Below are 12,703 nucleotides of genomic sequence, written 5' to 3'. Positions count from 1 at the left end.
ATGCGTTTGGATGGGAAGATTGCGCTCGTGACAGGCGGAGCCCGCGGCATCGGCTTTGCCGTGGCCAAGGCCCTTGCACGCGAGGGCGCGACGGTGATCATCGCCGACCAGAATTTGGACGGCGCGAAGTCCGCCGCTGAGGCCATCGAGGCGAGCGGCGGGCGGTCCGCCGCGATGACGGTCGATGTCGCCGATCCTCCGTCGGTGACCGCCCTGGTGCGGGATCTGGTTCAGGCTCATGGCCGGATCGACATCCTCATCAACAATGCCGGGATCGGCGGCAACACTCCGTTCCTTGAAACCTCGCTGGAGGAATGGCGCCGCATCGTCGGCATCAACCTCACCGGCGCCTTCTTCGTCGCCCAATCGGTGGCGAAGGAGATGGTGAAGAGCGGCGGGGGCAAGATCGTCAACATCGCCTCGCTTTCCGGCCAGCGCGGCGGCAATGGCCGGGCGGCCTATGGCGCCGCAAAGGCGGGGCTGGAACTGCTCACCAAGGTGATGGCGGTAGAACTCGCCCAGCACCGCATCAACGTGAACAATATTGCCCCGGGCGCCATTGAGACTGAGATGGCGAAATACGCCCACGATGCGGCGACCCGCGCCGCCTACACCTATTTGATCCCCATGAACCGGTATGGGACGCCGGAGGAGATCGCGGACGCGGCGGTGTTCCTCTCATCCGATGAAAGCCGTTACGTGCACGGCCATACGCTAAACGTGGACGGCGGCTTCCGCGAGGCCGGGCTGATGTTCGGGCCCGACAAGACGCCGCCGGACAAGACCGCCCTTCGGTAGCAAGCGCCCCGCCTCAGCGTCGCCCGCCCAGGAACGTATCCACGAACCAGCGGTCCAGCGTCATGGGCTCGTCCTGCTGCGGCGGCACCTGTTGGGGGATCTGGCCGACGACGGCGGGCGGCGCCTCGTCCGGCACAGCGCCCGGAGGCAGGGGCAGGCCGAAGCCGGGCGAGCGGGCGCCGCCGGGCAGTTCCGTGATCGGCACGCCCTGGTGGGCCACCTTCATGTAGCGGCTCCAGATTTCCGCCGGCAGGTTCGCGCCCGAGGCCTTCTTCGTGGGCGAGGAATCGTCGTTGCCCAGCCACACGGCGGTGACGAAGCGGGCGGTATAGCCGACGAACCAGGCGTCGCGATAATCCTGCGAGGTGCCGGTCTTGCCGGCCGCGTCCCAGCCGGGAAGCTCCGCGCGCCGGCCGGTGCCGGAGATCAGCGTCTCCTCCATCATATGGTTCATCATGGCGACGTATTCCGGCGCCACCACCCGGCCCGGCCCGGAGGTGGTGCGGGCATAGAGCACCTTGCCGTCGGCGCCCTTCACGCTGTCGATCACATACGGGATGACGCCGATGCCGCCATTGGCGAACGGCGTATAGGCCGCGGCGAGTTCCAGCACCGAGACTTCCGACGTGCCGAGCGCAATCGAGGGGTTGGGATCGAGCGGGGACGCGATACCGAGCCGCTTGGCCGTGGCGACGATGGCTTTGGGGCCCACTTCCAGCGCGAGCCGCACCGACACCGTATTGAGCGAAAGGGCCAGCGCGGTCTGGAGCGTCACCGGCCCGCGATATTCGTGGCTGGCATTCTCCGGCCGCCAGCCCTTGAGCTGGATCGGCGCATCCTCGCGCACCGTATCGGGAGTCAGCCCCCGCTCCAGCGCCGTGAGATAGACGAACGGCTTGAAGGAGGAGCCGGGTTGGCGGCGTGCGGTGACGGCGCGATTATACTGGCTGTCCTCATAGGAGCGCCCGCCCACCAGCGCCTTCACGGCGCCGTCGGTATCGAGCGAGACCAGCGCCCCCTGACCCACGCCATATTTCGCGCCGGACTTCGCCAAAGTGTCGGTAACGGCGGCTTGAGCGACGGATTGCAGGTTGGCGTCGATGGTGGTCCGCACTGTCACGTCGCCGGACAATTCGCCCACATAGGAATCCATCTGCTCCATCACCCAGTCGGCCACATAGCCGATGGATTCGGGACCCGTGGGCTTGGCCACCGTGGCGGGGCGCGCGAGCGCGATCTTGGCCATGTCGGGGCTGATCAGCCCATGCTCTCGCATGGAAACGAGCACCAGCGCGGCACGATCCTGCGCGGCCTTCAGATTGCGAGTCGGCGCAAGGCGCGAGGGGGCGTTGACGATGCCGGCGAGCATGGCGGCCTCCGACAGCGTCACATTGCGCGCCGACTTGCCGAAATAGCGCTGCGCCGCCGCCTCCACCCCATAGGCGCCGGAGCCGAAATAAACCCGGTTCATGTAGAGGTCGAGGATCTCGGCCTTGGAGAATTTCTTCTCCAGCCACAGCGCCAGCACCACTTCCTGGATTTTGCGCGCGAACGTGCGTTCCTGGGTCAGGAACAGGTTCTTGGCGAGCTGCTGGGTCAGGGTCGAACCGCCCTGGCGCACCCGTCCGGAGGTGAGATTGGTGAACATCGCGCGGGCAAGGCCCATCACGTCGATGCCCCAATGGTCGTAGAAGCGCCGATCCTCGATGGCGATGAAGGCCTTGGGGAGATAGGCGGGCAATTCCTTCAAGGGCACGGCCGCGCCACCCATGTCACCGCGCGTGGCCAGCGGCCTGCCGTCCGCCGCCTGGATCATCACGGTGGGCGGACGCTTCGGCACCATGAGGGTCTGCATGGAGGGCAGCTTGGACGCCTCGTAGGCGACCACGCCGGCCACCGCAAGCAGCGCCCACAGGCCGAGAATCAGGCCCCATTTGATGAGGCCGAACAGTGAGAAAAAGCCGCGCCGGCGCTTGCGCGGCTTGCCACGGGCCTCGGCCCGGCGCGCGGGCTCAGCGGCACGTTCATGGCGGCTTTCGCTGCGCACGGCTGCGGTTCGGGACGGGCGACGGGTGACGGCGCTGTCCTCCTCAAGCTCCTCGCCAGGGGCAAAGCCAGGTTCGGCTCGCCGACGGCTCTTCGCGTTTCCCGGCGCGCCGCGCGGTTTTTCCTCATAAGGAATGCCGCCGGGCCGGTCGGTCGCGTCGAGACGAATGTCGAACAGGCTCTCCGGGCGCTCCAACAGAGGCTCCCGCCGTTCCCCTTCGCTTTTGCCTCTCCACGCCATGAATGTTCCGTCCGCCGCTCTCTGAGCAGACCTAAACGACCTTCGATTGCGGCCATTTAAGGGGCGGTTAATGGCGGGGGCGAAAAACCACCGCTCTTATCCCCGCAGCGCGCCGTGACGGCGCCGCGCGATTGGGATAAAGCGGAAAGCTCGGCTCGCTTTTGGGCCGCAAGAATTCAGGCCATCCGGTATCTGGCATGAGCACACTCCGCATTCCCAAGGGTCATCGCACCATCGGCGAACCGTTCCTGGGCCGCCTCATGAAGGACGAGGTCCTCGACATCGCCAAGGCCCATGCGGGACGCGAGGTGGACCTTCGCCGCGCAGTGGTGGCCCGGCTGAAACAGGCGCTCTCGGCAGGGAATGTGGAGGCCGAGCGCCTTTTGATGGAGGACGGCTGCGGGCGCTGCTGCTCGGTGCGCCTTTCCTCGCTCCAGGACGCCATCATCGCCGCCGTTCACGAAGTGGCGACCACGGTGCTTTATCCCATCGACAATCCCTCACGTGCCGAGCGCATGGCGGTGGTGGCTGTCGGCGGCTATGGGCGCGGGATGCTGGCGCCGGGTTCGGATACCGACATCCTGTTCGTGCTGCCCTACAAGCAGACCGCGTGGGGCGAGAGCGTCGCCGAGGCCATGCTCTACATGCTGTGGGACCTCGGCCTGAAGGTGGGCCACGCCACCCGCTCGGTGGAAGAATGCCTGCGCCAGGCGCGCGCCGACATCACCATCCGCACCTCGATCCTGGAGGCGCGCTTCCTCGTGGGCGACAAGGCCCTGTTCGAGGATCTGGAGACCCGCTTCGACAAGGAAGTGGTGGAAGGCACGGCCACCGAATTCGTCACCGCCAAGATGGCCGAGCGCGAGGAGCGCCTGCGCAAGGCGGGCCAGTCGCGCTATCTGGTCGAGCCCAATGTGAAGGACGGCAAGGGCGGGCTGCGTGATCTGCACACGCTGTTCTGGATCGCCAAATACGTCTATCGCGTGCGCTCCACCGGCGAACTGGTCTCCAAGGGCGTGTTCACCCGTGAGGAAGCTCGGCTGTTCACCCGCTGCGAGGATTTCCTCTGGTCGGTGCGCTGCCACCTGCATTTCCTCACCGGACGGCCGGAGGAGCGCCTCTCCTTCGACCTCCAGCGCGAAATGGCGCAGCGCCTTGGCTATACCGAGCATCCCGGCCAGCGCGACGTTGAACGCTTCATGAAGCATTATTTCCTGGTAGCGAAGGATGTGGGCGATCTCACCGCCATCCTCTCCGCCGGGCTTGAGGCGCGGCACGAGAAGCCGGTGCCGGGCCTCAAGGGCATGGTGGACCGCCTGCGCAGCGGCGCCAAGCGCACCAAGCTGAAGGAAAGTGCCGACTTCGTCATCGACACCGAGCGCCTCAATGTCGCCGACGATCTGGTGTTCGTGCGCGACGGTGTGAACTTCCTGCGCATGTTCCACATCGCGGACAAGCGCAACCTCGCGCTCCATCCCGATGCCATGCGCCTCGCCGCAAGCTCACTGTCCCTGATCGATCAGAAGCTGCGTGAAAATCCGGAGGCGAATCGCCTGTTCTTGGAGATCATCTGCTCCAAAAACACGCCGGAAACGGTATTGCGGCGGATGAACGAGGTGGGTGTACTGGGCCGCTTCCTGCCGGAATTCGGCAAGGTCGTGGCGATGATGCAGTTCAATATGTACCACCATTATACGGTGGACGAGCATTTGCTGCGCTGCATTGGCATCCTCTCGGAGATCGAGCGCAACACCAATCCCGAGAATGCGCTCGCCAACGAACTGATGGCGACGCTGAAGCCCCAGCGCCACCTGCTCTATGTGGCGCTGCTGCTGCACGACATCGCCAAGGGTCGGCCCGAGGACCATTCCATCGCCGGCGCCCGCGTGGCGCGCCGCGTGTGCCCGCGTCTCGGCCTCAGCGCCGCCGAAACGGAGACCGTGGCCTGGCTGGTGGAGCAGCATCTGGTCATGTCCACCGTCGCCCAGTCGCGCGATCTCTCGGACCGCCGAACCATCGAGAATTTCGCCGCCGTGGTGCAGAATCTCGACCGCATGAAGCTGCTCACCATCCTCACGACGGCGGATATCCGCGCCGTGGGGCCGGGCACCTGGAACGGCTGGAAGGCGCAGCTTCTGCGCACCCTCTATTACGAAACCGAGCCCATGCTGACCGGCGGCTTCTCGGAGGTGGATCGCGGCAAGCGGGTGAAGATGGCGCAGGCCCAGCTTCGCCATGCCCTGAGCGATTGGAGCGAGGAGGCGGTGAGCATCTATTCGGCGCGGCACTATCCCTCCTATTGGCTGCGCACGGACATCGACACCAAGGTGCGGCACGCGCGCTTCATCACCGAAATGGAAGCCGCCGGGCAGACGCTCACCACCCATGCCGATGTCGAGCCGGCACGCGGCATCACCGAACTGACCGTGCTCGCCCCCGACCATCCCAAGCTTCTGTCGGTGATCGCCGGGGCCTGCGCTGCGGCCGGCGCCAACATCGTCGATGCGCAGATTTCCACCACCACCGACGGGCTGGCGCTGGACACCATCGCCATCCGCCGCGCCTTCGACCGCAACGAGGATGAAGAACGCCGCGCCCAGCGTATTCGCGTCTCCATCGAGAAAGCCCTGACCGGCGAAGTCCGCCTGCCGGAAGTCATGGCCCGCAAGCTGCCCAAGGCGCGCCGCACCTTCTCGGTGGAGCCGGAGGTGACGGTGAACAATGCCTGGTCGAACCGGCACACGGTGGTGGAGGTGTCCGGCCTCGACCGGCCCGGCCTGCTGTTCGAGCTGACGAACACCTTGTCACGGCTGAACCTCAACATCGCCTCGGCCCATGTGGCGACGTTCGGCGAGCGGGCGGTGGACGTGTTCTATGTCACCGACCTGATGGGCGCGAAAATCACTGGGGCCGCCCGCCAGTCGGCGATCCGCCGCGCGCTGATCACGGTGTTCGAAGGCTCGTTCGACGAGGAAGAACCACCGCGCCGCGCCATCCCGGCCTGAGGCGGGAGGACCGCAAGGCTGATCCCCAAAGAACCAGCCTTGCGGGCAAAGGTGTTCCTTTGCGGTATGCCGCGCGCCGAACCGTTTGCGGCGCCCCAAAATCAAAACGGCCGGGACATGCCCGGCCGGTGAGACTGACTTAGATTTTTCGGCCGATCAGCCGCCGGCGATGGGCAGCGGGATCGGCGCGGCGCCCGCCATGGCCCGCAAGGGGCGCTCCGTGACGGCGGTGTTGACCCGCGGCAGATCGAGGCGGGACCACACGTCGTTCAGGGCTTCCGCCAACTGGGCGATCAGCTTGTCGTCGTGGTGGGGCGTCGCGGTGATGCGCAGCCGTTCCGTGCCGCGGGGAACCGTGGGATAATTGATAGGCTGGATATAGATGCCGTGCTCGGCCAGGAGCACGTCGCTCGCCGCCTTGCAGGCCTTCGCGTCGCCAACCATCAGCGGGATGATATGGGTGGGCGTTTCCATCTGCGGCAGGCCGGCGGCCGCGAGCGCGGCCTTGACCTTCGCTACCTGGGCGCGCTGACCGTCACGCTCGGCCTGGGAATTCTTCAGATGCCGCACGGATGCCGACGCGGCGGCGGCGACCGCCGGCGGCAGGGCGGTGGTGAAGATGAAGCCGGGCGCATAAGAACGCACCGCGTCCATCACCACGCGCTTGCCGGTGAGATAACCGCCGATGACGCCGAACGCCTTGCCCAGCGTGCCCTCGATCACGTCCACCCGGTGCATGACACCGTCGCGCTCGGCGACACCGCCGCCGCGCGGGCCATACATGCCGACCGCATGCACTTCGTCGAGATAGGTCATGGCGCCATAGCGTTCCGCCAGATCGCAGATGGCGGCAATGGGGGCGATGTCGCCGTCCATGGAATAGACGCTCTCGAACACGATCAGCTTCGGCCGGTCGCCCGCCGCCTGGAGCAGCTCTTCGAGATGGGCAAGGTCGTTGTGGCGGAAGATGGCCTTCTGCCGCCCGCCGCGCCGCACGCCCTCGATCATGGAATTGTGGTTCAGCTCGTCCGAGATCACCACGCAATCGGGGATCAGCTTGACGATGGTCGAGATGCCGGTCTCGTTCGAGATATAGCCAGAGGTGAACACGAGGCCCGCGTCCTTGCCGTGCAGGTCGGCGAGTTCGCGCTCGAGCTGCACGATCTCGTGGCTGTTGCCCGAGATGTTGCGCGTGCCGCCAGCACCGGCGCCGCGCTTCGACACCGAGTCGCGCATCGCCTCGATGACCACCGGGTGGCAGCCCATGCCGAGATAATCGTTGGAGCACCACACGACGATTTCGCGCGGGCCGCCGGCCGAATGCCAGGTGGCACGTGGGAATCGATCCGCCTTGCGCTCGATCTCGGCGAAGGTCCGATAGCGACGCTCGCGACGCAGTGCGTCGACAGCGACGCTAAAGAATTGATCGTAGTCCATGGAAAACCCAGTCAAGGGGTGCAACACAGGGCGAAGCTCACCCGCGAACGCGAATTTGTCTAATCTTAGATGGCCACATTGCTCCCTCCCTTGACCTCGATCAAGGGGTGTGCCTGACGCGCGGCGATCCAACGCATTTTATGCATTCATTCTGGCGCTTTCGCTCGCGATCCCGTGAACGCAGGCCGTCGCGGACCCGGATGATGCAAACCCTTGGCGCGCAAACGTTCAGTCGCCTAAGAAATGCGGCTCAAATTGGACCAAAATTCATCAAATTGCCGCTTGCGAAGGCGGGCGAATTCTCATAAATCCACCCCTGCCCAATTTCGCACGTGCCTGTGGTTGCGTGCCGATCGGCGGAAGTCCGGACAAGAGGCCGGAAAGCTGCCAGGACGATCGGTAGCCGGAGGGAACCGGCCCACCCTGCTCTCAGCAGGGGACGTGACTTGAAGCAACGACGTAAGGGCTTTTTTGGTCTCGGTCGGCCCTCCAAAGGTCGGCGTTACTAAAGAGGCACTACATCTTGCCGGCCGTACGGAGTGGGACTTCCCCCTCCAAGCGCGCGCATTTCCAAACGCACCCTTGTCGTGGCTCGCGCCGTGGCCGGGAAGGAAATGCCGTTCGGTTCGATGATGCGGCCGGTTTGTGACCGGCGAAGCGGGTACGGCCCGTTGGGAGAATGGCGCGTCCAAACCGCCCTTGTCCCGCGTGTGCGTGCCCCGGGCAGGCCCCGACAGCGGCGATGGCGCCGCAGAAAAGGCCGTCCCGTCCTGTCGTCGCGCGGGCAACCGCGCTTCACGAGGCTTCAGGTCACGGAGGACACCATGACCGATCGCATCCGCGAATTTCTCAAGACCCGACGCGAAGACGGACCCTGCGTCGTTGTCGATCTCGATGTCGTGCGCGCGAATTACGCGGCGTTCAGCCGTGCGCTGCCGGACACCCGCGTCTTCTATGCCGTGAAGGCCAATCCCGACGCCGCGATTCTCAAGACGCTGGCCGACCTCGGCTCCTGCTTCGATTGCGCCTCCACCGGCGAGATCGACATGGTGATGGCCGCCGGCGCGGGCGCCGAGCGCATCTCGTTCGGCAACACCATCAAGAAGGAACGCGACATCGAGCGCGCCCATAAGCTGGGCGTGCGGCTATTCGCGGTGGATTCCTACGAAGAGGTCGAGAAGGTTGCCCGCGTCGCCCCCGGCGCCAAGGTGTTCTGCCGCATCCTGTGCGACGGCGCCGGCGCCGAATGGCCCCTGTCCCGCAAGTTCGGCTGCGAACCGGAAATGGCCGCCGACGTGCTGGAGCACGCCCACCGTCTCGGCCTCACCGCCCACGGCGTCTCCTTCCACGTGGGCTCTCAGCAGAAGAATGTGAACGCCTGGGACCAGGCGCTCGCCTCCGCCGCCGGCATTTTCCGCGAATGCGCCGTGCGCGGCATCTCGCTGGCCATGGTCAATCTCGGTGGCGGCTTCCCCACGAAGTATCTCCAGGACGTGCCGGCCGCGGCCGCCTATGGGGAAGCTATCTTCTCCTCGCTGCGCAAGCATTTCGGCAACGAAATCCCGCAGACCATCATGGAACCAGGTCGCGGCATGGTCGGCAATGCCGGCCTGATCGAGACCGAGGTGGTGCTGATCTCCAAGAAGGCCGAAAGCGACACGCTGCGCTGGGTCTATCTCGACATCGGCAAGTTCGGCGGCCTCGCCGAGACCATGGACGAGGCGATCCGCTACCCGCTGCGCACCCCGCGCGACGGTGACGACACCACCGCATGCGTGCTTGCCGGACCGACATGCGATTCGGCCGACGTGATGTATGAGAAGACCCCGGTTCACCTGCCGGTGTCCCTCGCCATCGGCGACAAGATCCTCATCGAGGCTTGCGGCGCCTATACCACCACCTATTCGGCGGTGTCCTTCAACGGTTTCCCCCCGCTGAAGTCCTACGTGATCTGATCCTCACGCTTCCGTACCGACCCGCTGCCCTCTCCTGAGAGGGCGGCCTGTGCCGCGCCGCGCCCCGCCGAGGGGGACGCGATTGCGCGCGGGTCGGCGTCTTTCGGCTTTCCGGTTGTGGCACGGGAGATGCTGATGACTGAGATCGTTGCTGAAAAATGGGAAGAGGTTGCCGCACGCGAGGCGCTTCTGGACCTGTGCATGGGCCCGGCCCGGTTCGAGAAATCCTCGGAGCGGCTGCGGGAAGGCCGTCTGCCGGCCGAAGGCTTGTCGCTGGCTGCCCACGGGCCGGACGGGCGCCTCGCCGCGACCGTGCGCCTGTGGCACATCAGTGCCGGCCCCGGCAAGCCGGCCCTTCTGCTCGGTCCGCTGGCGGTCCATCCCTGGTTTCGCGCGCGCGGGCTCGGCGGCGACATGATGCGCGTGGCCCTGGCCGAGGCCGACGCGCGCGGCCATGGCGCGGTGCTGCTGGTGGGCGATGCGCCTTATTACCAGCGCTTCGGCTTCTCCGCGCGCATGACCGGCGATTTGTGGATGCCCGGCCGCTACGATCCCAGGCGCCTGCTAGCGCTGGAGCTGAGGCCCGGCGTGCTCAACGGCGCCCGTGGCCTCATCAGCCCCACTGGCACGCTGGAGGAGAAGCCCTCCCTCGCCGACCTCATCGCCCGTTCGGACGTGATGAAGCGCAGCGCCTGACGCGGCCGTATCGTCCGCTCGGTCCGCGATCCCTTCGTTTTGCATCGCCGTCTCCGGGATATCCTGGAGATTCGCGCAACGCCCCAGCCGCGCTCCCCCCGCAGCGGCTGGCGATGGTGCGCGAGTGGCCGGGCCTCTTGCCCGGCCACGGCGTCAAAGGAAAAAGCTCGGCAGATCACGGCCTGCCGTGCACCAGTTCCCGCGGGTCCGCCATCGCTGTCCTGGCAAATCGCGGCGCAACCACCTCCACCAGGAAATCCAGATAGGCCCGCACCCGCGCCGGCAAATGGCCGCCCTGTCCCACATAGACCGCGTGGGTCGGATCGGTGTCGCCGGGATTGAAATCCTCCAGCACTGGGACCAGCCGCCCGGCGGCGATATCGTGCGCCACATGGAACATGGAGAGGCGGGCGAGCCCGACTCCCGCCAGGGTCAGATGGCGCAGGGTCTCGCCATCGCTGACCAGGGCGTTGCCCACGGGCGCGAGCCGTATCTCGCCCGCCCCGGTCCTGAGCGGCCAACCCTCGATCTGGCGCAGATAGCAGAAGCCGCTGCGATTGTGCCGTTCCAGGTCCGCCGGAACCTGGGGCGTGCCGTTACGGGCCAGATATTCGGGCGATCCGACGATCACCATGCGGGATTCACCGAGCTTGCGCGCCATCAGCAGCGAGCTTTTCAGCGGGCCCGCCCGCACCGCCACGTCCATCCGCTCCTCCAGCAGGTCCACCACCTTGTCGGTCAGCACGATATCGAGCGAGACGGCGGGATGGCGCGCCAGGAATTCCGGCAAGGCGGGGATGAGATAATGGGTGCCGAACGGCACGTTGGCGTTCACCCGCAGGCGGCCGCTGGCGATCTCGCTGGTGGAGGCGCTGCGCTCCGCCTCCTCCAGGTCGGCGAGAATGCGCACCGCGCGCTCATAGAAATCCACGCCCTCGGCGGTCAGCTGCAATTGCCGGGTTGACCGGTTGATAAGCCGGGCGCCGAGCCGCGCTTCCAGCCGCGCCATGAGTTTGCTCACAGCGGAAGGGGTCATCTGGCACACCCGCCCGGCGGCGGAAAAGCCGCCCTGCTCCACCACCCGTACGAATACTTCCATCTCGCCGGAGCGGTTGACGTCCAAACGGGCCATGATGAGTTCAATTCACAGATGCTTTGCTTTACGGCAATCTAGCTCACGCGGGACAAAACGTCCATTTTTGCTGCAACGCAACACACTGCTGCTGGACGTGCCATGCCCCTTGCCCTTTATGCCCTGACCGCCGGCGCCTTCGGCATCGGCGTCACCGAATTCGTCATCATGGGCCTGCTGCTGGATGTCAGCGCCGACCTTGGCGTGACGCTCTCATCCGCCGGCCTACTGATCTCCGGCTATGCGCTTGGCGTCGTGGTCGGGGCACCGGTGCTAACCGTGCTCACAGCGCGCTGGCCGCGCAAGGCTGTGCTGCTCGGCCTGATGGGGGTGTTCACCCTCGGCAATGCCGCCTGTGCGCTGGCGCCGGATTACGCCACCCTGATGGCGGCGCGCGTGCTGACCGCCTTCGCCCACGCCACTTTCTTCGGTGTCGGCTCGGTGGTGGCCACCGGCCTGGTGGCACCCAACAAGAAGGCGTCGGCCATCGCCATCATGTTCACCGGCCTGACGGTCGCGAATATTCTCGGCGTACCGTTCGGCACCTGGCTCGGCCAGCATTACGGCTGGCGTTCCACCTTCTGGGCGGTGACGGTGGTGGGCGTCCTGGCATTCGCGGTGATCGCGCTGCTGGTCCCCAACACCAAGGTGGACGGCGCGCAGTCCAGCCTGAAGAATGACATCGCGGTCCTCACCCGCGCGCCGCTGCTGCTGGGGCTGGCCACCACCGTGCTGAGCTGGGTCGGCGTGTTCGCCGCCTTCACCTATATCGCGCCCATGCTGACGCGAATCACCGGCTTTTCGGAAGGGGCGGTCTCGCCCATCCTGCTGGTGTTCGGCGCCGGTCTGGTGGTGGGCAATCTGCTCGGAGGCCGGCTCGCCGACTGGCGCCTGGTGCCCACCGTGTTCGCCACTTTGCTGGCGCTCTCGGTTGTGCTCCTGCTGCTGACCTTCGCTCTGCACAGCCAGATCGCCGCCGTCGCCTTCGTCGGCCTGCTGGGGGCGGTGGCGTTCGCGACCGTCGCGCCGTTGCAAATGTGGGTGCTGGAAAAGGCGCAGGGCGCGGGGCAGAGCCTCGCTTCCAGCTTCAACATAGCCGCCTTCAACCTCGGCAATGCCATCGGCGCATGGCTTGGCGGGTTGGTGATCGACCACGGGCCGGGGCTCGGCGCAATTCCGTGGGTGGCGGCGCTGGTTCCCCTTGGCGCCATGGCCACCGCCTTCTGGGCGGTGCGGCTCGAGGGCGCGAAGGGCCGCAGGGCGGAGCCGGCGGCGGCGGAATAACCGGACTCAGGTAAGCGATCGCCACGGCTCCGGCTAGAGCGCGATCCCCCATAAGGAACCACTTTGTGGTTCCTTATGGGGGTGAATCGCCCTCTAATTTATTGAATAG

Annotated in this window: 8 protein-coding genes; 5 read left to right on the top strand and 3 right to left on the bottom strand. The window is 66.1% G+C overall.

Annotated features, from left to right (window positions below):
* The first annotated feature begins 27 nt into the window (after positions 1-27).
* Entirely contained in the window at positions 28-798 is a 771-nt protein-coding gene (locus V5G24_RS03155; protein ID WP_509292281.1) for an SDR family oxidoreductase, read from the top strand.
* A gap of 13 nt (positions 799-811) precedes the next feature.
* Here the strand turns inward: V5G24_RS03155 and V5G24_RS03150 are convergent, their stop codons facing one another.
* A complete protein-coding gene (locus V5G24_RS03150) occupies positions 812-3,085 on the bottom strand; it encodes a transglycosylase domain-containing protein (protein ID WP_394079462.1) in 2,274 nt (757 codons plus the stop codon).
* A 197-nt stretch (positions 3,086-3,282) separates the two neighbouring features.
* Here V5G24_RS03150 and V5G24_RS03145 point away from each other — a divergent pair, with 197 nt between their 5' ends.
* Positions 3,283-6,090, top strand: a complete 2,808-nt coding sequence (locus V5G24_RS03145) for a [protein-PII] uridylyltransferase (RefSeq protein WP_394079460.1) — start codon at positions 3,283-3,285, stop codon at positions 6,088-6,090.
* 156 nt (positions 6,091-6,246) lie between these two features.
* Here the strand turns inward: V5G24_RS03145 and hemA are convergent, their stop codons facing one another.
* Positions 6,247-7,527: a 5-aminolevulinate synthase gene (gene hemA / locus V5G24_RS03140; protein ID WP_394079458.1), complete on the bottom strand. Its 1,281-nt coding sequence runs from the start codon at positions 7,525-7,527 to the stop codon at positions 6,247-6,249.
* Between the two features lie 824 nt (positions 7,528-8,351).
* Between hemA and V5G24_RS03135 the strand changes: the two genes are divergently transcribed.
* On the top strand, positions 8,352-9,482 hold the full coding sequence (locus V5G24_RS03135) for a type III PLP-dependent enzyme (protein ID WP_394079456.1): 1,131 nt from the start codon (positions 8,352-8,354) through the stop codon (positions 9,480-9,482).
* Positions 9,483-9,617: 135 nt separating this feature from the next.
* Positions 9,618-10,178 (top strand): GNAT family N-acetyltransferase, encoded by a 561-nt coding sequence (locus tag V5G24_RS03130; protein ID WP_394079454.1) that lies wholly within the window; start codon positions 9,618-9,620, stop codon positions 10,176-10,178.
* Positions 10,179-10,353: 175 nt separating this feature from the next.
* Here V5G24_RS03130 and V5G24_RS03125 read toward each other — a convergent pair whose 3' ends face one another.
* Positions 10,354-11,310 (bottom strand): LysR family transcriptional regulator, encoded by a 957-nt coding sequence (locus V5G24_RS03125; protein WP_394079452.1) that lies wholly within the window; start codon positions 11,308-11,310, stop codon positions 10,354-10,356.
* A 102-nt stretch (positions 11,311-11,412) separates the two neighbouring features.
* Here V5G24_RS03125 and V5G24_RS03120 point away from each other — a divergent pair, with 102 nt between their 5' ends.
* Positions 11,413-12,594: an MFS transporter gene (locus V5G24_RS03120; protein ID WP_394079450.1), complete on the top strand. Its 1,182-nt coding sequence runs from the start codon at positions 11,413-11,415 to the stop codon at positions 12,592-12,594.
* Positions 12,595-12,703 lie beyond the last annotated feature (109 nt).

The sequence above is a fragment of the Roseixanthobacter finlandensis genome, from assembly GCF_043195105.2.
In the GTDB taxonomy this organism is placed as follows: domain Bacteria; phylum Pseudomonadota; class Alphaproteobacteria; order Rhizobiales; family Xanthobacteraceae; genus NCEH01.
The sequence above is the reverse complement of the archived record's forward strand: the minus strand, read 5'-3'. Positions and strand labels throughout refer to the sequence as shown.

Coding starts and splice junctions, on each gene's coding strand:
- V5G24_RS03150 (WP_394079462.1), bottom strand. CDS start 3,085: ATGGCGTGGAGAGGCAAAAGCGAAGGGGAACGGCGGGAGCCTCTGTTG.
- V5G24_RS03145 (WP_394079460.1), top strand. CDS start 3,283: ATGAGCACACTCCGCATTCCCAAGGGTCATCGCACCATCGGCGAACCG.
- hemA (WP_394079458.1), bottom strand. CDS start 7,527: ATGGACTACGATCAATTCTTTAGCGTCGCTGTCGACGCACTGCGTCGC.
- V5G24_RS03135 (WP_394079456.1), top strand. CDS start 8,352: ATGACCGATCGCATCCGCGAATTTCTCAAGACCCGACGCGAAGACGGA.
- V5G24_RS03130 (WP_394079454.1), top strand. CDS start 9,618: ATGACTGAGATCGTTGCTGAAAAATGGGAAGAGGTTGCCGCACGCGAG.
- V5G24_RS03125 (WP_394079452.1), bottom strand. CDS start 11,310: ATGGCCCGTTTGGACGTCAACCGCTCCGGCGAGATGGAAGTATTCGTA.
- V5G24_RS03120 (WP_394079450.1), top strand. CDS start 11,413: ATGCCCCTTGCCCTTTATGCCCTGACCGCCGGCGCCTTCGGCATCGGC.